At 73.4% G+C, this 20,758-nt stretch carries 19 protein-coding genes and 1 pseudogene; 9 read left to right on the plus strand and 11 right to left on the minus strand.

The annotated features are described in order from the left end of the window. Positions 1–131 precede the first annotated feature (131 nt). Positions 132–959 (minus strand): annotated as a pseudogene (locus tag ACZ60B_RS03895) (alpha/beta fold hydrolase); the annotation flags it as partial. Between the two features lie 76 nt (positions 960–1,035). Here ACZ60B_RS03895 and ACZ60B_RS03900 point away from each other — a divergent pair. Further along, positions 1,036–2,379: an aminotransferase-like domain-containing protein gene (locus tag ACZ60B_RS03900; RefSeq protein WP_469383904.1), complete on the plus strand. Its 1,344-nt coding sequence runs from the start codon at positions 1,036–1,038 to the stop codon at positions 2,377–2,379. Positions 2,380–2,520: 141 nt separating this feature from the next. On the opposite strand, the gene ACZ60B_RS03905 is transcribed toward ACZ60B_RS03900, so the two are convergent. Beyond that, positions 2,521–3,435, minus strand: coding sequence for a hypothetical protein (locus ACZ60B_RS03905; RefSeq protein ID WP_469383905.1), 915 nt, complete (start codon positions 3,433–3,435; stop codon positions 2,521–2,523). A 166-nt stretch (positions 3,436–3,601) separates the two neighbouring features. Between ACZ60B_RS03905 and ACZ60B_RS03910 the strand changes: the two genes are divergently transcribed. Then, positions 3,602–3,982 (plus strand): SH3 domain-containing protein, encoded by a 381-nt coding sequence (locus ACZ60B_RS03910; protein WP_469383906.1) that lies wholly within the window; start codon positions 3,602–3,604, stop codon positions 3,980–3,982. A gap of 126 nt (positions 3,983–4,108) precedes the next feature. Here ACZ60B_RS03910 and ACZ60B_RS03915 read toward each other — a convergent pair whose 3' ends face one another. Further along, positions 4,109–4,546, minus strand: coding sequence for a hypothetical protein (locus ACZ60B_RS03915; protein ID WP_469383907.1), 438 nt, complete (start codon positions 4,544–4,546; stop codon positions 4,109–4,111). A gap of 108 nt (positions 4,547–4,654) precedes the next feature. Between ACZ60B_RS03915 and ACZ60B_RS03920 the strand changes: the two genes are divergently transcribed. Both ACZ60B_RS03920 and ACZ60B_RS03925 read left to right on the plus strand, forming a co-directional pair. Then, entirely contained in the window at positions 4,655–5,872 is a 1,218-nt protein-coding gene (locus ACZ60B_RS03920) for a PP2C family protein-serine/threonine phosphatase (protein ID WP_469383909.1), read from the plus strand. Between the two features lie 63 nt (positions 5,873–5,935). Continuing rightward, the gene (locus ACZ60B_RS03925; protein WP_469383910.1) at positions 5,936–6,997 is read left to right on the plus strand and encodes a hypothetical protein; all 1,062 of its coding nucleotides are present in this window, start codon (positions 5,936–5,938) and stop codon (positions 6,995–6,997) included. Between the two features lie 33 nt (positions 6,998–7,030). On the opposite strand, the gene ACZ60B_RS03930 is transcribed toward ACZ60B_RS03925, so the two are convergent. Both ACZ60B_RS03930 and ACZ60B_RS03935 read right to left on the minus strand, forming a co-directional pair. Further along, a complete protein-coding gene (locus ACZ60B_RS03930; RefSeq protein ID WP_469383911.1) occupies positions 7,031–9,304 on the minus strand; it encodes an Ig-like domain repeat protein in 2,274 nt (757 codons plus the stop codon). A 129-nt stretch (positions 9,305–9,433) separates the two neighbouring features. Continuing rightward, positions 9,434–9,622: a hypothetical protein gene (locus ACZ60B_RS03935; RefSeq protein WP_469383912.1), complete on the minus strand. Its 189-nt coding sequence runs from the start codon at positions 9,620–9,622 to the stop codon at positions 9,434–9,436. A gap of 114 nt (positions 9,623–9,736) precedes the next feature. Here ACZ60B_RS03935 and ACZ60B_RS03940 point away from each other — a divergent pair, with 114 nt between their 5' ends. Continuing rightward, complete coding sequence (locus ACZ60B_RS03940; RefSeq protein ID WP_469383914.1) at positions 9,737–11,080, plus strand: helix-turn-helix domain-containing protein; 1,344 nt, start codon at positions 9,737–9,739, stop codon at positions 11,078–11,080. A 40-nt stretch (positions 11,081–11,120) separates the two neighbouring features. On the opposite strand, the gene ACZ60B_RS03945 is transcribed toward ACZ60B_RS03940, so the two are convergent. Further along, a complete protein-coding gene (locus tag ACZ60B_RS03945; protein WP_469383916.1) occupies positions 11,121–11,912 on the minus strand; it encodes a hypothetical protein in 792 nt (263 codons plus the stop codon). 185 nt (positions 11,913–12,097) lie between these two features. Further along, on the minus strand, positions 12,098–13,045 hold the full coding sequence (locus tag ACZ60B_RS03950) for an LAETG motif-containing sortase-dependent surface protein (protein ID WP_469383918.1): 948 nt from the start codon (positions 13,043–13,045) through the stop codon (positions 12,098–12,100). Positions 13,046–13,346: 301 nt separating this feature from the next. Here ACZ60B_RS03950 and ACZ60B_RS03955 point away from each other — a divergent pair, with 301 nt between their 5' ends. Continuing rightward, positions 13,347–14,993 carry a glycoside hydrolase family 13 protein gene (locus tag ACZ60B_RS03955; RefSeq protein WP_469384090.1) on the plus strand — a complete coding sequence of 549 codons (1,647 nt, stop codon included), beginning with the start codon at positions 13,347–13,349 and terminating at the stop codon, positions 14,991–14,993. Between the two features lie 34 nt (positions 14,994–15,027). Here the strand turns inward: ACZ60B_RS03955 and ACZ60B_RS03960 are convergent, their stop codons facing one another. Together ACZ60B_RS03960 and ACZ60B_RS03965 are read right to left on the minus strand one after the other, a co-directional pair. Continuing rightward, complete coding sequence (locus ACZ60B_RS03960) at positions 15,028–15,741, minus strand: DUF4142 domain-containing protein (RefSeq protein ID WP_469384091.1); 714 nt, start codon at positions 15,739–15,741, stop codon at positions 15,028–15,030. Positions 15,742–16,007: 266 nt separating this feature from the next. Further along, on the minus strand, positions 16,008–16,526 hold the full coding sequence (locus ACZ60B_RS03965; protein ID WP_469383920.1) for an FxLYD domain-containing protein: 519 nt from the start codon (positions 16,524–16,526) through the stop codon (positions 16,008–16,010). Positions 16,527–16,712: 186 nt separating this feature from the next. Here ACZ60B_RS03965 and ACZ60B_RS03970 point away from each other — a divergent pair, with 186 nt between their 5' ends. Continuing rightward, positions 16,713–17,168 (plus strand): DUF7144 family membrane protein, encoded by a 456-nt coding sequence (locus ACZ60B_RS03970; protein ID WP_469383922.1) that lies wholly within the window; start codon positions 16,713–16,715, stop codon positions 17,166–17,168. A gap of 145 nt (positions 17,169–17,313) precedes the next feature. Further along, positions 17,314–18,513, plus strand: a complete 1,200-nt coding sequence (locus tag ACZ60B_RS03975) for a M23 family metallopeptidase (RefSeq protein WP_469383924.1) — start codon at positions 17,314–17,316, stop codon at positions 18,511–18,513. Positions 18,514–18,525: 12 nt separating this feature from the next. Here the strand turns inward: ACZ60B_RS03975 and ACZ60B_RS03980 are convergent, their stop codons facing one another. Then, positions 18,526–19,521: a glycoside hydrolase family 26 protein gene (locus tag ACZ60B_RS03980; RefSeq protein ID WP_469384092.1), complete on the minus strand. Its 996-nt coding sequence runs from the start codon at positions 19,519–19,521 to the stop codon at positions 18,526–18,528. Positions 19,522–19,991: 470 nt separating this feature from the next. Between ACZ60B_RS03980 and ACZ60B_RS03985 the strand changes: the two genes are divergently transcribed. Further along, on the plus strand, positions 19,992–20,195 hold the full coding sequence (locus ACZ60B_RS03985; protein ID WP_152891085.1) for a cold-shock protein: 204 nt from the start codon (positions 19,992–19,994) through the stop codon (positions 20,193–20,195). A 107-nt stretch (positions 20,196–20,302) separates the two neighbouring features. Here ACZ60B_RS03985 and ACZ60B_RS03990 read toward each other — a convergent pair whose 3' ends face one another. After that, positions 20,303–20,686 carry a hypothetical protein gene (locus ACZ60B_RS03990; RefSeq protein WP_469383926.1) on the minus strand — a complete coding sequence of 128 codons (384 nt, stop codon included), beginning with the start codon at positions 20,684–20,686 and terminating at the stop codon, positions 20,303–20,305. Positions 20,687–20,758: the final 72 nt, after the last annotated feature.

Raw genomic sequence — 20,758 nt, forward strand, 5'->3', positions numbered from 1 at the left:
TTCGGTTCGTTCGCGCCGGTGGAGCGTGCTGCGGCCGCGCCCCGCGCCGTGTCCGGCACCCCTTTGTCCGGCGTCCGTGTCCGGCACCCCGTCCGGCGCCCCCGTCCGGCGTCCGTGCTCCACGGCAGTGCGTCCACCCGGGTCAGGAACGCCTCCAGTGCCGCGTTGAACTCGGCCGGCCGTTCCAGGTTCGGCAGATGGGCCGCGCCCTCGATCACCCGGAGCGTGCAGTCGGGCAGGAGCGCGTGCATCGACTCGGCGTCCGCGACCGGGGTGTACGTGTCGTCCGCGCCGACGACGACCAGGGCGGGGACCGTCACGCGGGTCAGCACGTCCTGGTAGTCGGGGCGGTCGGCGCGGCCCCGGAGCGCGGCGGCGGCGCCCTCGGGGTGCGTGGCCGTCATCATGCGGTGGACGTGGGACTTGACGGCCTGGGGCGCGCCGGGGGCGACCATCTTCTCCAGGACCTCGTCGGCGTAGCCGCGCATGCCCTCGCGCAGCAGCCGGTCCGCCATGGCGTTGCGGACGACTCTGCCCTCGGGGGTCTCCGCCCCCGGGAACGTGTCCGCGAGGACCAGGCCCTGGACGCGGTCGCCGAAGCGGTCCTGGCACTCCATCGCGATCTGGCCGCCCATCGACAGGCCGGCCAGGACGAAGGTGTCCACCTCCAGGTCGTCCAGGAGCGCCTCGACGTCCCGGGCGAAGTCGGACAGCGGGGTGCGGCCGGGGACCACCGGTGAGGCGCCGTAGCCGCGCAGATCGGGGGCGACGACACGGCGCCCGGCCGAGAACGCCTCGATCTGCGGGGTCCACATCGAGCGGTCGAAGGGGTGGCCGTGGACGAGTACGAGGGGGACGCGGGGAGGACGGGGGCCACGAGGGGCGTGGGAGGTGCCGGGGACTTCGGGAGCCGGGTGGATATCCGGTCCTTTGTCCTCGTACGCGAGGAAGGGCGGCATGTGTTCGACCTTAGGACGCGTCAACTGCTCGGTGCAATAAGATCTTTGCCCTCGGTGCAATCCAGTGGGGGCTCGGATGGACGACTACCGGCGCATAGCGGACCGCATAGCCGACGACATCACCGCCGGGCGGCTCAGGCCCGGCCAACGGCTGGCTCCGCAGCGGCTGTTCGCGCGACGGCACGGGATCGCGGGGTCGACGGCGGGCCGGGTGTACGGCGAACTCGTGCGGCGCGGACTGGTGGTGGGCGAGGTCGGTCGCGGCACCTTCGTCCGGGCCGCTGCGGCGGGGCCCGCCGGGCGCGCGCTGACCGAGGAGACGGCCCGCGCGCCGGTCAACCTGGAGCTCAACTACCCTTCCGCGCCCGGCCAGTCCGAGCTGCTCGCGCCAGCACTCGCGCCACTGCTGCGGCCCGACGTGCTGGCCGAGTCGCTGCGTCCGGCGGCCGCCGCCGGCACCCCCGAGGCCCGCGCCGCCGCGGCCGCCCTGCTGGCCGCCCCGGGCTGGCGCCCCGACCCCGCGCAGTTCCTCTTCACCGGCAACGCGCGCCAGGCCGTCGCCGCAGCCCTCGCCTCCCTGGCCCGCCCCGGTGGCCGGGTCGGGGTCGAGGAGCTGACGTATCCGCTGGTCAAGGAGATCGCCGCCCGGCTGGGCATCGTCCTGGTCCCGTTGTCCACCGACGCGGACGGGCTGCGCCCGGAGGCCCTCGCCGCCGCCCACCGCTCCGCTCCCCTGTCCGCGCTCTACCTCCAGCCGACGCTGCACAACCCGACGTCGGTCACCACCCCGCCCGAGCGACGGCGGCGGATCGCGCGGGCCGTCACCGACCTCGCGCTGCCCGTCGTGGAGGACCGCGTCTGGTCCTTCCTGCGCCCCGGGGACACCCCGTTCGCCGCCGGTGCCCCGGGGCTGACCCATGTCGTCGACGGTCTGTCCAAGCGGGTCGCGCCCGGACTCACCGCCGGTTTCCTCGTCGTACCGCCCGGGCGGGTGGAGGCCGTGGCCGCGGCGGTCCGTTCCGGGGGCTGGAGCGCGGGGCGGTTCGCGCTGGAGGCGGCCGTGCGGTGGGCCGGGGACGGCACGGTGCGGCGGCTGGTGGCGGCCAAGCGCGCGGACGCGGCGAGGCGGCAGGACATCGTCGCGCGGGAGCTGGCCGGCTTCACCGTGCGGACCGACCCGCACTCCTGCTTCGCCTGGTGGGACCTGCCCGCGCCCTGGCGCGCCGACACCTTCACGGCCGCCGCGGCCGCGCACGGGATCGCCGTCACGCCGGGACCCGCCTTCGCCGTGGACCCGGGACGGACCCCGGACGCGGTGCGGCTCGGTCTCGCCTCCGTCTCCGAGGCCGAGCTGACGCGAGCGCTGCGGACCCTGGCCGAGACGGCACGCACGGGCGGAGGGCGAGCGGGCGGAAGGTGAGCGGGCGGGGACGAAGGCGCGGGACGAAGTCGGGGCGTGAAGGCGGAGAGCGAAGGCGCGGCGTGAAGGCGCGGGGCGAAGGCGGGGCGTGAAGGCCGGTGCCGTGGCGCGGGGTTGGGGGGCGGGCGGTCTTCGGGGGTGTCAGATGCGGGCGCGGGTCGGTTCCTGCGGCTGGGCCGCGGCGGACGCCGCCGCCGAGGCACGGCGGCGGGCGAGGTGGCGGCGGGCGAGCCGGGCGCCGACCGCCACCGTCAGCCCCAGGGCCAGCAACAGCCACGCGGCCGTACGCAGGGTGGACGTGAGGGCGTCGTAGACCGCGCCCGCCGCCCGGTGCGAGACCTCCGCGGGCAGGTCGTCCAGGGTCAGCCGGCGGCCGAGGGCGACCGCGAGGGCCAGCAGCGCGCCGCCGGCCGCGGTGCCCAGGCCGGTCGCGGTGACCGCCCGGCGGCGGCGGACGGCGAGGCCGATGCCGGCGACGGCGAAGACGCACGCGGCGACGGGGAGCCAGAAGCCGGCGACCTCGAGCACGCCGTACCCCTTCCGGAGGCGGCCCAGGTCCTCGGCCGCGAGCACGGGGACGCGCGCGTGCCGGACCGGGATGTGGTCCGCCAACGCCACGTGGGCGTCGACGAGATGACGTTTGACCTCGACGGTGACCGGGGCGAGGTCGACGGTGACCGTACGGTCCCGCTCGCCGCGCAGGGCGCGCAGGACGGCGTCGTGGGTGGCCCGGTTGCCCTCGTTCCAGGCGGTGCGGAAGGCCTCCGTCCGGGTGAGCGAGCGCACCGCCTCGTGCACGAACGGCGCCACCGTGCCGCGCAGCGGGCGCACCACCGTCCTGCGCCGGTCCACCTCGCGCATGATGCCGTCGCCGACGGTGTCCGCGACGGCCTCGCGGACGTCCGGGTCGTCGGCCAGCGGCGCCATCGCGGTGACGTACCGGTCGGTGTCCGTCAGCCCGTACGCGGCCCACGCCGACAGCGCGCCGAGCGGTGCCAGCAGGCACGCCAGCGCGATCAGCACGGCCGACAGGGCGGAACGCAGGGGGCGGGACACGCTTCCAGGGAAGGGCCCGCGCCCGCGGAGCGCGAGCGGGGTGACTGCGGACGGGTGCACAGGTCCCGCCGAACGGGGTCCCCTTGGCGGAACTGGGCGATCCGCTCTCCGGTGGAGGGTTCACCCGGAGGGGTGTTTCCTGGTTCAGGGGAGAAGGAGGTCGATCATGCGCACCACTACGGCCCTGCGGACCCTGGCCGCGGCCCTGCTCACCAGTGGCATCCTCGCCGTGACGGCGGCGGGCACCACCGCGACGGCAGCCCCGCCGACCCTCGCCCGAGGACACGGTGGCGGCGGGGGAGCGTTCGTCGGTCCCTGGACGCTGGGCGTCGTCGTGGCCCCCGGCCTCCTGGACGTGCGGCAGTTGCCCACGTCCTTCTCGCCCGTGGTGAACCGCCTGCCGCCCGGTTTCCAGGACAGCGTGCGGTGCGTGGCGCTGGGGCCGGGCTTCAACGGCAACCCGTACTGGTACTGGCTCTCCGGCGTCCGGGCCTGGGCCCCGGCCGGCTTCGTGTTCACGTACGGCGCACGCGTGCCGTACTGCTGAACACGTCCGAGGCCTCGTCGGGCGGCGCGGACGGCAACTCCCGTCGCCCGGTGAGTGGAGGGATGAGGGAAACGAATGGGCCCCGGCCACAGCCGGGGTCCATTCGCCGTCCCGCTCGAGCCGGAGTCAGGAGATCCGACGGCCCGCCGCGTCCTCGTGCGTGTAGTAGCGGTAGAACATCACCACGAAGCAGACCGCCGCGATCGCCAGCGACCAGCCCACGGACCGCCAGACCGTCGCGCCCGTCTGGCTGAACAGGAAGCCGAACGCGCTGCCCGCGAACGCGGCCCACACCAGGGCGTGCAGTTCACGCCGCATGAACGGGGTGATCCTGCGTATCGCCATCCACAGCGCGACGAAGGCGATCGTCGTCACGAAGCCGAACAGCAGGTTCCCGCCCGTGATGGGACCGCCGTCGCGGCGGTTGGCCGCGGCCCAGTAGCCGTAGACGAGCCCGAGCACGACGGGTATCGCCCACTCCGCCGTCCTGTGGGTCCGTTCACCGAAGACGTCCATGGATCCGCCGGATCCACGTGTTCTGCGCGCGGGTGCCGCATGAGCCATGAGAGCACTCCTCTCCCTCGACCCCCCGCTACCAGCGCACACCTGGGCAGGGGTGCTGGCAAGTCGGCGGAGATGCAACACCCCGACCCTCATGTTTCGCTGGGCACCGTGAGTGACGGTGCCCGGAGGCGGCTAGACAGGCTCGTCCGGTACGCCCGGGCCGGGCGCCTCGACGCCCCGCTCCGGTTCGACCTGCTGCGGGTGGGCGGGGTCAGCGTCGGCTGGCTGGCGCCGCTGCTGCTGCTCGTCGGCATCGCGCTGACCGACTTCGGCACCGGCGGCGAGTTCCGTACCGTCTCCTGGATCGTGCTCGTGCCGGCCATCGCCGCCGCCCTCTGCGGGGTGTGGAGCACGGCCGTGTTCGCGGCACTCGGGCTCCTCACCTACCTCGCCGTGGACAGCGTCTGGCCGCACCAGTTCAAGACCGGCTGGCCCGACTTCATCCTCATCGCCGTCGGTGGCGCCCTCGCCGTCATGGCCTGCGCGATCCGGGCGCGCGGCGAGGGGCGGATGGTGCACATGACGCACATCGCCGAGACCACCCGCCGTACCGTGCTGCGCCCGCTGCCGCCGGTCTGGGGCGGCCTGGAGCACGCGGCCGTCTACCTCGCGGCCGACAGCGAGGCCAGGGTCGGCGGCGACTTCTACGACATCCAGCCCGGGCCGCACGGCACCCGGGTCCTGCTCGGCGACGTCCAGGGCAAGGGGCTGTTCGCGGTGGAGGCGGCGGCCGCGCTGCTGGGCACCTTCCGCGAGGCGGGCTACCACGAGGCGGAACTGGCGACGGTGGCCGCGCGCCTGGAGACGCGGATGCTGCGCCACCGCGAACACGCCAGGTCGCTCGGCCGCGACGACGGCGACCGCTTCGCCACCGCCGTGCTCATCGGCTTCCCGCTGTCCGGTCCCCCGACGGTGGAACTGGCCGTCTTCGGCCACGAGCCGCCGCTGGCCGTGGGGCCCGACGGGGTGCGGGCCCTGCCGGAGGGCGACGGGCTGCCGCTGGGCCTGGGCGACCTGGTGGGCGCCGGGGGACCGCCCACGGTGCGCCGGGTGTCGCTGGCGCCCGGCGAGACCCTGCTGCTGGTCACGGACGGGGTGACCGAGGCCCGGGACCGGGCCGGGGTGTTCTACCCGCTCGCCGACGAGGTGTCCCGCGCGCTCGCCCTGGACCCGCGGGTCACCGTTCCCGCCCGCCTGGTCGGCTTCGTCCGGGACGGCACGCTCCAGCACTGCGCGGGGCGCCTGGGCGACGACACGACGATCTTCGCCGTACGACCGCGGGTCGGCGACGGCGAGACCCCCTGGGACGGACATTCGCCGTCCTGACCCGACCCTTTGCAGCCGCAGCCGTTACGGTGCTGCCGTAGGTGATCGACAGGGGGAGGGACCATGCCCGGAACCGTGCTGCTGCTCGCGGCCTCACCCGTGGGCAAGGGGTGTCTGGTGGACGCGGCGTCCGTGCTCCCCGTGCTCGCGGCGGTGCCGCCCGCGGTACTGGCCGGCGCGGACACCGCGAACGTCGTCGAGCTGGCCGACCCGCTGGAGCCGCAGGCGGTGCTCACCCGGCTGCGCGCGGCCGCGGCGGCCCCCGGCCCGCTGACCGTGTTCGTGACCGGCCAGCTCCAGCTCGACCGCCGTCAGCACCTGCCCCATCTGGCGCTCGCCCGCACCACCCCGGCGAGCGTGCGCTACACGGCGTTCCCCTGGCACTGGTTCCGGGAGGAGCTGCGGCTGCGGGCGCCCGGCACCACGACGCTCGTGCTCGACCTGCACGCGGACGCCGAGACCTGGGAGCACCTGCGGACCGCGCCGCTGGACTGCGGGCGCACCACCGCCGTCTACGGGCGGATCGCGCCGCCGCCGGCCCGCCGGGCGGTGGCCGTGCCCGCGTACATGAAGGCGGTCGCGACGATTCTGCGCAGCGGGCACCGGCCGGCGCTGGAGCGGCTGCACCAGCAGGCCTGGGACAGACTGGCCGGCGAGGGGCAGGGGGCGGGTGTCGCGCTGGCCGTGCACGCGCCGGTGGCCGGCGATCCGCACGCCTCCCTGACGGCCGCCGTGCAGTCCGGCCGGCACGCCGAGGCCGACGCGCTCGCCGCGCGCTGGGAGCGGGCGGCCGTACTGGCCCACGGGCCGGCCTCGGACGACGCCTTGCACTGGGCGGAGGTCCGGGCCGATCTGGCGATGTTCGCGGGGGACGCGGAGCGCAGCTGCCGTACCTGGCTCGCGGTGGCCGGGGCCCGGCTGGCGGCCGGTCAGGCCCCGGACGCCCCGGCGGTGGAGGCGGCCGTGGACCGGGCCCACCATCAGTGGGGGCAGCTCCGCGACCCGGCCCGCTCCCGTGAACTGGGCGCCGCGCTCGCGCAGTTGCGCGGCCGGGTGCCCGGCAGGCGCGAGGGCGCGCTCGGGCATGTCCAGCGGCGGCTGGAAGAACTGCAGACGCGGGGGTGACGGTCCTGGGCCGTAACCCCCGCGCCTACGGGATCACTTGGTGTAGACGAAGTACTTCCAGGCGCCGTACGTCGTCGCGTTGACGTTGTCCTTGGACGCGGTGTCGACGTAGTTGGAGCGGACCCGGAAGCGGCTGTTGACGGCCGGGGAGCCGCCCAGGGTGAGCGCGTCCTTGCCGGTGGAGCCCAGCGTCCAGTACCCGGAGTACGTGGTGTGCCAGGCGCCGCCGGAGTACTGCTGGATCTGCATCTGGTACTTGCGGCCCGGGTACGTGGTCATCGTCGTGGTGACGACCGGGTCCTTGGTCCTGTGGAAGTAGGCGTACGTCTGGTTCCACGCCCGCGCGGTCCTGTAGGCGCCGCTGAGCGCCGTCGAGACCTTCACCTGGGTGTAGACCGTGGAGGCCGCCGACAGCGTCGCGGCGGTCCGGGAGTCGCCCAGGAACTTCGCGGTGACCTTGGTGTCGCGGGTGAGGTGGACCGCGGCGGTGAAGTTGCCGCTGGAGTTCACCGTGCCCCGCTTGACCAGGACGTTGGGCTTGTCGGAGCCGTACGGGTCGGCCCAGATCTCCACCGTGCGGTTCTTGTAGGTGCTGCCGAGGTGCGCGGTGAACGTCACGTCGGCGCCGTAGGCGTACACCTTGCCGGTGTTGTTCACCGTCAGCGTGGTGGCGCTCTTGGAGACCGTCACCGCGGCCGAGGCGCCGGCGCCGGTGTGGTCGGCGTCGCCCGCGTAGGCGACGGAGTACGTGACCTTGCCGCCGGACGGCGGGGTGTCGGTGAAGGTGTAGGCGCCGGTGGCCGTGACCGGGGCCGTGCCGAGCACCTTGCCCGCGGGGGACTCCTCGTCGGTGCGGGTGACGGTGACCGTGGTGCCCGCGGGGAACGCGGCCGCGGAGGTCAGCGCGCCCGTGACGGTGAGCGCCTTGCCGCGGGTGGCGGTGGCCGGCGCGGTGGCCGTCAGCGTGGTGGCGGTCCTGGAGACGGCCACGGCTGCCGAGGCGTCGGCGCCGAGGTGGTCGGCGTCGCCCGCGTAGGCGACGGAGTACGTCGCCGTGCCCTCGGTCTGCGGGGTGTCGGTGAAGGTGTAGGTGCCGTCGGCGGCGACCGTGGCCGTGCCGAGCACCTTGCCCGCGGGGGACTCCTCGTCGGTGCGGGTGACGGTGACCGTGGCGTCCGCGGGGAACGCGACCGTGGAGGTCAGCGTGCCCGTGACGGCGAGCGCCTTGCCGGGGGCGGCGGTGGCCGGAGCGTTGGCCGTCAGCGTGCCGGCGACCTTGGTCGGGTCGTCGTACACGCGCAGCGCGTAGCCGCTGCCGGTGGTGGATATCGCGAACAGCTTGCTGCTGTCCGGCGCCCAGGCCACGCCGCGCGGGGCGAGGCTTCCGCCGAGCTCGAACTGCTGGCGCGGCAGCGAGGTGCCGGGCTTGAAGACGTGGACGTCCGGCTCGTACGAGGAGGAGGTACCCGCCGCGACATCGCCGTTCGGCGCGATGTCCACCGCGTTCGGGTACGGGTTCGTCACGTACTTGCCGTCCTTGGACAGGTCCGTGAGCTTGTAGACCGGCTGGTAGTACGGGTAGCCGCTGGCCGTGACGACGTCCTTGCCGTCCGGGGTGACCGCCAGGTCGGCGAGGTTGCCGCCGCCGGTGCTGCCCGGGTCGAAGGCGTACGCGGTCTGCGCCGGGGTGCCCGAGGAGACGTCGTACACCGCGAGCTCGATCGGGCTCTGGCCGACGGCGCCCGCGACGAGCGTGTCCGGGGCGCCGGGGGAGGCGTCCAGGATCGGGGCGGAGTACCAGGAACGGCCGGTGTTCTGGGCGAGCGTGACGACCGGCTCGGCGCCGGTGAGGTCCAGCGAGCCGATGTCGCCGTGGGCGGCGCCGCCGTAACCGAACCACAGCTTGCCGCCCGCCCGGGCGAGGTACTGCGGGTCGGCGGTGCCGGTGGAGTAGCGGTGGGTCTCGGTCGCGGTCGCCGTGTCGACGGCGGCGATCGCGTCGGCGTCGCCCACGGCCGCGTAGAGGGTGGCGGAGTCGGCGGACAGTTCCAGTCCGAGGACTCCGGGCAGCGAGCCGATCGTCCTGACGACCTGGCCCGCGTAGTCGGTCACCACGATCTGACCGCTGGTCGGGTCGCTGATGAAGATCCGGTGGTGCACCCCGTCGACGACCATGTCGCCGGTCGACCGAAGGGACAGGGAGGTGCTGGAGTCGGCCGCTGCCGACCCCGCGCCGGTCGCGACGAGCGCGACGGAGCTGAAGACGACGGCGAGTGCCGTTGCTACCGGAAGAGTGCGTCTGCGCACGATGTTTCGAACCCCCCGGAACGAAAGTGGAATCAGACTGCGCAGGCTAGGTCATGGCACTGACATCCAAGTGAACCGGGGGGTAAGAGAGGCGTGAGATGCCTGAGGGACGTGTGAGTGACGTGAGACTCAGCGGTCCTCGGCGGGGGCGCCGACCCGGTGGACGGAGCCCTGCGGGCCGTCCACGGGCCGGGTGACCCCGGCCTCCCGGTCCACGGCCCGTGCCGGTCCCGCGTTCGCCGCGATGACGAGGGTCGCCGCGGCGAGCACGGCCGCGGCCAGGCCTCTGGCGTAACGCGTGGAAGTGCGTCCCTGCACGGTGACCTCGCAACGACGACAGTGAAGTGTTAAGCATGCTTAATTCGCGGTTTAACCTAGGGCGTGTCATGGCCTAACGGCAAGAGGCACAGGGGTAGTTGGGGGAGTCCAGGCATGGGGGATCGAGACGAACCCGAGGTCATAGGACGCAGAGTGCAGCGACTGCGCAGCGAACGCGGCCTGACCCAGCGGCAGTTGGCGGAGCCGACCTACACCCCCGCCTACATCTCCACTCTGGAGGCCGGCCGGGTGCGGCCCTCCGACGAGGCGCTCAGGCACCTCGCCGAACGGCTCGGCGTCGACTTCTCGGAGCTGGCCACCGGACGCTCCGCCCGGCTCGTCACCGATCTGCGGCTGCGGCTGACCGAGGCCCAGCGCACCCTGGCTACCGGCGAGGCCGAGGAGGCGGCGCGGCGGTACTCCGCCCTGCTCGCGGAGGCCGAGCCGCAGGGGCTGACCGAGGTGCGGGCCGCCGCGCTGCTCGGGCTCGGCGAGTGCGGGATCGAGACCGGCGACCTGGTGTCGGCCCGGGAGTACTTCGAGCGGGCCGAGGCGTGTCTGACCGGGCATCCGCTGCCCGTCCGGGCACCGGCGCTGCGCGGACGGGCCGTCTCCCACTACCTCGCCGGTGAACTCCGGTACGCCGTCTACCTGCTGGAGTCCACGCTCGACGAGCTCAACCGCGGCGGACTGCACGACCCCGACGCGCTGCTCCTGCTGTACGCCTCCGCCATCGGCCCCTACATGGACATGGGCGCCCACGCCCGTGCCGCCCAGGCCGCCGAGTTCGCCCTCGCCCTCGCGCCCCAGGTCGCGGATCCGGCGCTGCTCGCCCGTATGCACCGCTCGGTCGCGCGCACCCTGCTCGCCGAGGGCCGGGTCGCCGAGGCCGACGCCTCGCTGGTGAAGGCCGCCGAGCTCTACCGGCAGCTCCAGCTCCGGACCGAGCTCGCCAACTGCCACTGGATGCGCGGCTACGTCTGCGCGCAGAACGGCGATCTGGAGCGGGCGGAGGGCGAACTGCGCGAGGCCCTGGCCATGCTCTCCGCCAAGCGCGCCGCCCTCTACAGCAGCCAGGTCGCCGTCGAACTCGCCGACGTGCTGCACCGGCGGGGCAGGTCCGGGGAGGCGGCCGACCTGCTGAACGGCGTCCTCGGCGACCTCTCGTCCGAGCGCGGCGCCGTGCACGCGGCTGGCGCCCACCGGCTGCTCGGCATCATCGCCGAGGACGCCCGCGACACCGAGGCCGCCGAGGAACACTATGTGCGCGCGCTGAGCCTGCTGGAGCGGGCGGGAGCCGCGGGCGACCTCGCCGACCTGTGCCGGATGCTCGGCGACCTGCTGCGCCGCACCGGGCGGGTGGAGGCGGCGCTGGACGCCTACCGGACGGGCCTGGGGCACCGCACGGCGCCCGGTACGACGACCCTGGGGCCGGCGCCCGCGCAGCCGCCGCTCTGAGGAGCGACGGCGTGCCCGCGGCCGTGCGGCCGCGCGGCCGTCAGACCTGGGCGCGGCCCTGTCTGCGGACGTCCGCCAAGCGCTGTACGCCGAGCTGCACGGCCGCCTGGGTGGCGTCGTTCGGCACGTCGCCCATGCCGCCGTTGGTGAAGGCGAACGCGTCCCCGCCGACCCGCACCACGGCCACGTCCAGGGAGAGGGTGGCGGGATCGTTGTCGAGCGGCTCGCCCTTCGGCCCGGTCACCGCGGTGAGCGTCACCCGCAGTCCCTGCCGGGCGTCACCGGCCTCGGGCAGCGGCGCGTCGGTGACGTAGACGTCCTGGACGGCGCCCGTGGTGGTCGTGGCCGTGAACCGCGCGCACGCCTGCGGCAGCGTCTTCAACCAGGCCAGCACGCCGTCGACGGCCTTCGCCGGCTGGGCGGAGACCTGGTAGCGCAGCTGAGCGCCGGTGTCGGAGTCGTCGAGGCCGGTGACCGCGCGGGCGGGGGCGCCGAGGAGCTCGTCGGCGTAGAGGGCGTCCAGCAGCCGCTGGCACTCGCCCGCGGGGGTCTTCGCCTTCAGCAGTCCGTCCCGCCAGGTCGCGGCGCCTTGGGTCGGGATCCAGGGGCCGCCCAGGTCGGTGTCCGTGATGAGGGCGGCACGGGCCTGGTCGTCGGTGAGCGCGGCGGTGGCGGACGAGGAGGCGCGGGCGGAAGGGGCGGTGGCCGCCGCGGACGAGACGGGGCCGATCGGGGCGTGCGGTGCTCCCTCGTCCGCGCTGAGACAGCCGGACGCGATCAGCAGGGTGGCGGCGGACAGGGCGGAGGCGAGGAGGGTGCGGGCTCGGATCATCGGGTGCCTCCGGCGGATGGTTCGGGAGTCCGTCCCTCCACCGGATCACCGGGGGTACGAGCCGGCCAGCGCGGTGGGCCGTACGGGTGAGCGTGCCCGCAGCGGCGGGGAGCGCGCCCTGCAGCACGACGCCCCGGCCCCTCGACGCGAGGGGACCGGGGCGTCGGGGCCGAAGCCCGGGTGGGTCAGGAGCGGGCCGTGCGGCGGCGCTTGGTCGCCATGACGATGGCCGCGCCGCCGACCAGGAGGGCCGCGGCGCCGCCGGCGATGACGCCGGTGTTGCCGCCGCCGCCGGTCTCGGCGAGGTCCTTGCTGCCGCCGTCCGGGGTGGCGGCGGCCGCGGCGGTGTCCGTGGCCGACTCGGAGGCGTCCGCGGCCGGGGTGGACTCGTCCGCGGCGGGGGTGGACCCGTCCGCGGCCGGGGTCGTCTCCGTGGACGACGCCGGGGTCGTCTCGCTGGTCGCCGGGGTGGTCTCGGCGGGGGTGGAGGGGGCCGGCTGCTCGGACTCCGCGGCGGTGCAGTCCTTCGTGCCGCCGTTCCAGGCCGCGATCAGCTTGTCCTTGATGACCGCGCCGTTCGGGCCCTCGGGCAGGTTGCCGTGCTCGAAGCCGTCCTCGGCGTCCAGCTTGCCGTCGAACCTGACCGCGCCGCGGTAGAGGTCGACCTGTGCGAAGCAGCCGGCGTCGGGGACGACGATGTCGAGGGTGTCGGTCGCGCCCGGCTTGACGGTCACCGTGTCGAAGCCGACGAAGACCTGCTTGCCGGAGCTGGCGAAGGTGGCGCCGTGGGCGAGGTAGGAGGCGAGCGACGCGGTGCAGGTCGACGCGTCACCGGCGGCGCGCACGGTGATGTGCGCCTTGCCGTCCGCGGTCGGCTTGAGGTTCTGGTCGTCGACCTTGACGGAGGAGAAGAACTGCGTGCCGTCGAGGGAGAACTCGCAGCGGTCGGTGCCGGTCTCGGTGCCGGCGCCGGTGCCCGGCTTGTACGTACCGCCGGACTTCCAGCCGTCGCCGCCGGGGGTCTCGTGGGCCCAGGCGCCGGAGGCGGCGGCGACCGAGGCGGCGCAGAGGGCGAGTGCCGCGGCACCCGTCCCCAGCAGGCGGCGCGCGGTGGTGTGACTCGCTATGGACATGTGTATCCCATTCCTGGTGTGCATGGGGGGTATGGCTCGGTCGCCGAGAGCGTCGGCACCTGAAGCGACACTGGGCTCAATGGTCACATGTGCCACAGCGTCAGCCCATCGTGGATGTCGTCGCCGAGAGCTGTCAACCTGCCTCTATGGAGGGGCGGTTCACGCTTCATCACCATTCCGCCACACAGGGAATGGTCCCTTCCGGAGCGCCCGAACGTTCGCCTTCCCGGCAATGTGGACAGGCTTGTGGGTGTTGCCCGGACCTGTCCGAACGCACCGAAAGGGACATCGCGTGCCCGAACTGCCCGACCTCTCCTCCAGGAACCCCGACTGGTGGCGCCAGGCCGTCGTCTACCAGGTCTACCCCCGCAGTTTCGCCGACGCCGACGGTGACGGGCTCGGTGACATCCGCGGCGTCACCGAGCGGATGGACCACCTCGCGGCCCTCGGGGTCGACGCCCTGTGGCTCAGCCCCTTCTACCCTTCCGAACTCGCCGACGGCGGCTACGACGTGGCCGACCACCGCGACGTCGACCCGCGCCTGGGCACCCTGGACGACTTCGACGCCATGGTCGCCGAGGCGCACCGGCTGGGCCTGAAGGTGATCGTCGACATCGTGCCCAACCACACCTCCCGCCGGCACCCCTGGTTCCAGGAGGCGTTGCGCGACGGCCCCGGATCCGCCGCCCGCGACCGGTACGTCTTCCGGGACGGACGCGGCGCGCACGGCGAACTCCCGCCCACCGACTGGCAGTCCGTCTTCGGCGGCAGCGCCTGGCGCCGGGTCGCGGACGGCCAGTGGTACCTGCACCTCTTCGCCGCCGAGCAGCCCGACCTGAACTGGGACCACGACGAGGTCCGCGCCGACTTCCGCACCACCCTGCGCTTCTGGTCCGACCGCGGGGTCGACGGCTTCCGCGTCGACGTCGCGCACGCGCTCGCCAAGGACCTCGCCGAGCCGCTGCGGGACGTCGGCGGCGTGGGCGCGACCGGCGAGGAGGCCCTCGACCGGGTGCCGCCCGGCAGTCACCCCTACTACGACCGCGACGCGGTGCACGAGATCTACCGCGACTGGCGCCGGGTCCTCGACGCCTACACGCCGCCGCGCACGGCGGTCGCGGAGGCCTGGGTGCCGGGCGCCCGCCGCGCCCTGTACGCCCGCCCGGACGAACTCGGCCAGGCCTTCAACTTCGAGTACCTTCAGGCGGGTTGGGACGCGGACGAGCTGCGCGCGGTGGTCACCGACTCGCTCGCCACGGCCCGCACGGCCGGCGCCTCCGCGACCTGGGTGCTGTCCAACCACGACGTCGTGCGGCACGCCTCCCGGCTGTCGCTGCCGCCGGGCACCGACGACAACGCCTGGCTGCTCTCCGGCGGCCGCGCGCCCGCCGTCGCCGCGGACGCGGGGGTGCGCCGGGGCCGGGCGGCGACGCTGCTGATGCTGGCGCTGCCCGGAGCGGCCTACCTCTACCAGGGGGAGGAACTCGGCCTGCCCGAGGTCGCCGACCTGCCCTTCGAGGTCCTCCAGGACCCCGTCTGGGAACAGACGGGCCATGTCCGCAAGGGCCGCGACGGGTGCCGGGTGCCGCTGCCGTGGACGACGACGGGTCCGTCGTACGGCTTCGGGGCGGCCGGCGCGTGGCTGCCGCAGCCGGCGTCCTTCGCGTCGTACGCCGTCGCCGCCCAGGACGGTGCGGACGGCTCGACCCTGGAGCTCTACCGCACGGCCCTGCGGCTGCGCCGCAAGCTGCTGGAGGGCGAGGAGCTGACCTGGGTGGAGGGGACCCCGCCCGGGGTGGTGGCGTTCGCGCGCTCCGGGAGCTGGCGGTGCGTGACCAACCTGTCGGACGCGCCGGTCCCGCTGCCGCCCGGGGAGGTGCTGCTGAGCAGCGTCCCCCTGGACGGCGACGGACAGCTCGAACCGGACACGACCGTCTGGCTCGCCTAGAAGCCTCGTCCTGCCCGATCGCGGTGGCCTCGGCTCACTTCGAGGGCGGCGGCAGGTCGACCGGGGTGGCCGTGGCGGTCGGCGGCGGGGTGAGCACCACGGCCGGCTGGCCCACGGCCGGCGGCGGCGGGGTCAGGTCCGTGTCGGGCAGCTTCGGCGGGGTGGTCTGCTGGAAGAGCACCTGGTCGAAGTCGACCAGGCCGGTCTTCTCCATCACCGTGATGTGGTCCAGGACGGTGTCGTTGGCCTGGTCGGCCAGCGCCCGCACCAGGGTGTTCTCGGTGGTGGAGCGGATCTTCGCGACCGTGTTGAAGATCGAGCCGTGGGTCATGCGCAGGATGTTGGCGAAGTCGACGTCGAACTGCTTGCCGGTGTCCGCGTTCAGCGTGGTGACGAACCCCTGCTGCTGCGGGCTCGCCAGGTTGGGGAGCGTGATGTTCAGCATCGGGGCGATCTTGCGGCAGGTGGTGTCCAGCGCCGCGTGCCCGTCGATCAGGTGCTGGCTCGCCGTGATGACGCCCTTCGACTGGCCCTTCTGCAGGCCGATCTGACCGACCGGGTACTCCCACAGACCGGCCGCGCGCACCTTGACCACGAAGTCCCGGTCCGCCTCGGTCAGCGGCCCCCACTGGGTCTGGGCGATGACCCGTGAGGGGGCCGTCGAGACGGTGGTGAGCCCCAGCATCGAGGGGTAGGCCAGTGCGGCGAGTGTCAGGCTCAGGGCACCACCTACGAAGAGGGTTCCCATCGCGTTCCGCGAAAAGCGCACCGTGCCTCCTGCCCGGTCGGGGATGCGTCCGTCCGCAGGGCGGGGGACGGGTCTGACGCAGAGCAGTACGGATGCGGCGCCGGTCAAAGCCTCTAGGTTTGGTAAAGAAATAGCAAGGTCGCCGGCAAAGCGGCACCTCGCTTCGGCGGGCGGCCGCCGCTGGTGTCGCCACCTGGGTACTGAGGTACTTCGGTACCTCAGTACCTCAGTACCTCAGTACCTCAGTACCTCAGTACCTCAGTACCTCAGTACCTCAGTGCCGACCCGACCTCTGCCTTCACCTCGCCGGACAGGTTGTGCGTACTGCGGGCGGTCGCCGTGCCCGTCCTGCCTGCCGGTACGTCGGAGACGGTGACGACGACCGTGTCGACCAACTTGCCGCCGGAGTCCTTGAAGACGACCTGGACGGCGAACGACTTGGTGGCGTCCGCGGTGTTCTTCACGGTGATGCCGACCGTGGTGCGACCGTCGGGGGCGGTCGCCGGGGTGCCCAGCTGTACGTCGTCCTTGGCCTCGATGCCGTTCTTGACCTCGCCGAGCCTGCGGCCGGCCTCCGCCGTCGCCGACGAGATGGCCTCCGTGGCCTGCGCGGCGAGCGAGGAGATCGCCGCCGTCGCGCGGGCGCCCGCCGACGCCACGGCGGAGGCCGCCTTGCTGGCCGGGCTCGTCGCCGTGCTGCCGCCGTCGGAGCAGCCGGTCAGCGCCGCCGCCAGGACCGCCGCTCCCGCCGTGCCCTTAGCCCAGCGTCCCCGGTAACCGGCCATGTCGCCTCCATCGCTCGATGCGTTCGGTCGTGTGCGTTCGGTCGTTCCGGCACCAGTGAAGGGCCGTACCGGCCGGGCCGCATGCGGGGCCACCCGTACGGCCCAACCCCTGTGGTGACTTGCTCGATCCGGGTGGACGGTCGAGGGGGACGGGAAACGACGGAAACGACGAGACGGGGTACGGCAATGACCGAGCAGCCTCAGCCGAAGTGGGACAGCGCGCACCGCACCGCCGCCACCCAGCCGCCGGTGAACTCCGGCTGGGTCACGGGCGGGGTCACCTTCGCGGGTGTCCTGCTGTTGCTGAACGGAATCCTGGCCGTCCTCGAGGGCATCTCCGCCATCGCGAAGGACGACATCTACGTCCGGTTCGGCGCGTACATCTACAAGATCAATCTCACCGGATGGGGCTGGATCCTGCTGATCCTGGGCATCATCGGGGTCGTCGTCGGTGCGTTCATCCTCAAGGGCGCCGCGTGGTCCCGGGTCGCGGGCATCGTGCTGGCCTGCCTGAGCATCATCCTCCATTTCCTCTTCCTGCCCTACCAGCCGGTCTGGTCGATCATCGTGGTCGCGATGGACATCTTCGTGATCTGGGCCCTGGCCGTGTACCACTCCGGGGGCCACGGCCGGACCGTCTGACCCGCGAGCGACGCCGGATCGGGACCCCCGGGGGACCTCCCCCGGGGGTCCCGAGCGGCCCTGGGAATGGGCTGTTCGACGGAACCTGGCGCGGGTGCGCGGCCACCTCGTGGAGCGGGGGCGTCCGGCATCCGACGATCGGACAATGCGACGAGACCACTCCCGACGACTCCTGTCCCGCGCCGGCGTCGCCCTGGCCGCGCTCCTGTTCGCGTTCCTCCCGAGCACCGCGCACGCCGTCAGCCGCGTGCCAGCCCACGACGACAGCCGTCCCGAGGCGCCCGGTGAGAGCCGCCCCCGCGACGGGTTCGACCGGCTGCTCGACTCCGCCGCCCGGCAGACCGCGGCCTACGAGAAGGCCCGCGCGCGTACCGACCGGCTGCGGGTCCAGGTGACCCGCCTGCGCACCGAGACGAAGGAGGCGGAAGCACGGGTCCGTACGCTCGCCCGAGAGGCGGGCCCCGTCTCCCGTTCGGGCCGGGACCCGGGCAGCGGCACCCGTAGGAGTCAGGACCCGGGCAGCGGCGCCCGTACGGGTCGGGACCCGGACGTCGGCGCCGGTACGGGCGATCTGCCGGACGGCGACCTCGTCGGCTTCCCGACCGCGGTCCCCACCGACGTCCCCACCGCGTTCCCCGCCGACCCGTCCACCGCCGTGCCGACCGCGGACCCCACCGCGGACCGCACCGCAGACTCCACCGCAGTCCCCTCCGCCGCCCCCACCACCACGCCGACCGCCGTGTCGGGCGTGGCGGCCGACGCCCGGGAGCTGCGCGCCGCCCTGGGCCACGCGGTCACCCGGCTGCACGCGGCCGAGCGCCGCCGGGCCGGCATCCGCAGCAGGCTGTGGCGGGAACTGGCGGCGGCCCAGCCCGGCCTGGGGCGTCCCGCGGCCGACTGCGCGCCGGGCCGCCGCAGCCACCGACCGCACCACGCCCCGACCGGCTGGGTGACGCCGACCAGCGACTACCGGCTGTCGGCCGGGTACGCCGCCCCGGGAGGCCGCTGGCGGCACCGCCACACCGGTCAGGACTTCGCCGTCCCCACGGGCACCCCGGTGCACGCCGTCGGACCCGGCACCGTCGTCCTCGTCTCCTGCGGGGACGGCTTCGGCAACCAGGTCGTGGTCCGGCACCGCGACGGCTACTTCACCCAGTACGCGCACCTGTCCCGGATCGGTGTACGCCCCGGACAGCGGGTCGCCGCCGGCCAGTACCTCGGAGCCTCCGGCGCCACCGGCAACGCCACCGGCCCGCACCTGCACTTCGAGGTGCGGGTCACTCCCTACCTGGGGTCGGCGGTGCCCCCGCTGCCCTGGCTGCGACGGCACGGCGTACGCCTGTGAGGTCCGGCCCGCTCACCGCGGTCCGCGGTCGTCCCCCAGCAGCGAGCGGTAGACGGCGGACGCCTCGGGATTGCCGGGACAGCGCCACACCCCGTGCGGGCAGTAGTCGCTGATCGTCTGGTAGACCGGCCGCTGCCGGGCGAACCAGTCGAGCATGCCCCGCATGTAGGCCGGGTTGTCGCCGTTGCGGTACAGCCCCCACTCGGGGTACGAGACGGGCTTGCCGTGCGCCCGCGCGAACCGCACCTGGTCGCGCAGACCGTACGGCTCCGTCACCTGCAGGGCGAAGGAGAGCCCCTCGGGCTGGTCGTAGGCGTCCATGCCGACGATGTCGACGACGTCGTCCCCCGGGTAGCAGTCGGTCCAGGGGACGGCGTCCCGGCCCCGGCTGGGCGTGAAGTCGAACCGGAAACGCTGACCGGGCACCGACCGCATCGCGGTGACGATGTTTCTCCAGTACTGCTGCCAGGCCTGCGGGTCGGGGCCGCAGCGGTGGGTGTAGGTGTCGCCGTTCATCTCCCAGCCGAGCACGACGACCGTGTCCGGGACCCCGAGCCGGACCAGCCGTTCGGCCAGCGTGCGGAAGTGTCCGTCGTAGCGTCCCGCCGCGCCGAGGCGCAGTTCGGCGCGGACCGTGCGGTCGGGCAGGTGCGCCTCCGTGCGCTCCAGCATCGGCACGTTGAGCACGAACAGACGGTCCGGGCGGGCCCTGCGCCAGCGCGCCCACAGCTCCAGATAGCCGGGGGCGCCCTCGATGTTGCTCCAGCGGTCGCCCGGCAGATACACGTGCCCGACCCGTGGTGCCGACGTCCGGCCGAGCCAGGTCCCGAGCTGTGCGACCCGGCGGACGCCGTCGGAGTCGTACCCGAGGTAGGCGCCGAAGGCGGACTGCGGTCCGCCCGGGGGGCGGGAGGGCTCGGGGCCGGGTTCGACCGCGGGCCGGGCCAGCACGCTCAGCGTGGCCAGTACCGTGACGGCGACCAGGCCGAGCAGGGACCTGCGGTACATCCCGTCCATGGCCACGGGGGTGCCTTCCTGCCGACGGTCCCCGACGAGCGGGGTGGGACCGAGCGGGGTCATGATGGCCCACTCATGGCTGCCCCCGGGCGGCTTCCGGAGGCAGGGCACCCGAACCGGTGAAATTTCAGCCGTCAAATGTTGAATGCCGAGCATCTGGCGATCGGACAATCGGCGCCCGGACATCGAATGATCAAGCGATCGGACGCCGAATGGGCAGGTGTCAGACGTCAAACGTCAAAAGTCGTACAGAAATCTGCACGACGGGCTGGAAATCGGGTTCCGTGCTACGGTCGAAGTGAGTTGCGGTCTTGGTTCCCAGGCATTTCGAGCCGCACGGCCGGTCCGGTTCGGCGGTGCGTCTCTGAATTCTCCGGTATCTCCGGGCAGGGCAATCATCTCGGCGACGTGGAGGAATCACGCGGTGTGATTCCTCCGGCAGGCCCTGAAGGAGAATGTGTATGGCTACCGGAACCGTCAAGTGGTTCAACTCGGAAAAAGGTTTCGGCTTCATCGAACAGGACGGCGGCGGTCCGGACGTCTTCGCCCACTATTCGAATATCGCCAGCCAGGGTTTCCGTGAGCTCCAGGAAGGTCAGAAAGTGACCTTCGACGTCACGCAGGGCCAGAAGGGCCCGCAGGCGGAGAACATCCGTCCCGCTTGACGCTGAGCACGAGGCAGACCGAGGACACCGGCCCGGAAAGCGGGGACGCTTTCCGGGCCGGGGTCTTTTCCGGCGCTGTTTCCGGGACCTTCACGGGGCCTTTCCGGCTACTGGTCGGAGTAGCCCATGTCCCCGATCGTCCAGGCGCTCACGTCCTCCAGCGCCACCCGGTACATGCCGCCCGTGTCGGGGATGCCGAAGCTGCCCTGGAGGATGCGCGCGACATGGAAGTGGAGGTGGGTGGGCCGGACCGCGCCCCGCGGCGGCTCGTCGTCGCCGGCCTTGGCGGACGGCGCGAACGCGGCGGCGAAGTGCGCGAGTTGCGCGGAGTCCCGCAGCACCTCGGCCACCCGTTCCTTCCACAGTGCCTCGGGGGCCAGCCGGCCCGTGATGACGGCGCCGGGGACCACCACCGTGAGCGACATGCGGCTGCTGTGTTCCGACTCCACCATCGCGGCGATGCCGACAAGCAGATCATCAGGGTGTGACATGGCTGAGGAGCCTAGTCCAACGCACCGGGATCGACGGGGACAAAACGACGGGCCGGCCGGTCCGGGAGCACC

It is taken from the genome of Streptomyces sp. NPDC104096, from assembly GCF_055584385.1.

Coding starts and splice junctions, on each gene's coding strand:
- ACZ60B_RS03910 (WP_469383906.1), top strand. CDS start 3,602: ATGCGCACCACTACGGCCCTGCGGACCCTGGCCGCGGCCCTGCTCACC.
- ACZ60B_RS03945 (WP_469383916.1), bottom strand. CDS start 11,912: ATGATCCGAGCCCGCACCCTCCTCGCCTCCGCCCTGTCCGCCGCCACC.
- ACZ60B_RS03975 (WP_469383924.1), top strand. CDS start 17,314: ATGCGACGAGACCACTCCCGACGACTCCTGTCCCGCGCCGGCGTCGCC.
- ACZ60B_RS03965 (WP_469383920.1), bottom strand. CDS start 16,526: ATGGCCGGTTACCGGGGACGCTGGGCTAAGGGCACGGCGGGAGCGGCG.
- ACZ60B_RS03925 (WP_469383910.1), top strand. CDS start 5,936: ATGCCCGGAACCGTGCTGCTGCTCGCGGCCTCACCCGTGGGCAAGGGG.
- ACZ60B_RS03970 (WP_469383922.1), top strand. CDS start 16,713: ATGACCGAGCAGCCTCAGCCGAAGTGGGACAGCGCGCACCGCACCGCC.
- ACZ60B_RS03950 (WP_469383918.1), bottom strand. CDS start 13,045: ATGTCCATAGCGAGTCACACCACCGCGCGCCGCCTGCTGGGGACGGGT.
- ACZ60B_RS03985 (WP_152891085.1), top strand. CDS start 19,992: ATGGCTACCGGAACCGTCAAGTGGTTCAACTCGGAAAAAGGTTTCGGC.
- ACZ60B_RS03940 (WP_469383914.1), top strand. CDS start 9,737: ATGGGGGATCGAGACGAACCCGAGGTCATAGGACGCAGAGTGCAGCGA.
- ACZ60B_RS03990 (WP_469383926.1), bottom strand. CDS start 20,686: ATGTCACACCCTGATGATCTGCTTGTCGGCATCGCCGCGATGGTGGAG.
- ACZ60B_RS03900 (WP_469383904.1), top strand. CDS start 1,036: ATGGACGACTACCGGCGCATAGCGGACCGCATAGCCGACGACATCACC.
- ACZ60B_RS03960 (WP_469384091.1), bottom strand. CDS start 15,741: ATGGGAACCCTCTTCGTAGGTGGTGCCCTGAGCCTGACACTCGCCGCA.
- ACZ60B_RS03980 (WP_469384092.1), bottom strand. CDS start 19,521: ATGTACCGCAGGTCCCTGCTCGGCCTGGTCGCCGTCACGGTACTGGCC.
- ACZ60B_RS03915 (WP_469383907.1), bottom strand. CDS start 4,546: ATGGCTCATGCGGCACCCGCGCGCAGAACACGTGGATCCGGCGGATCC.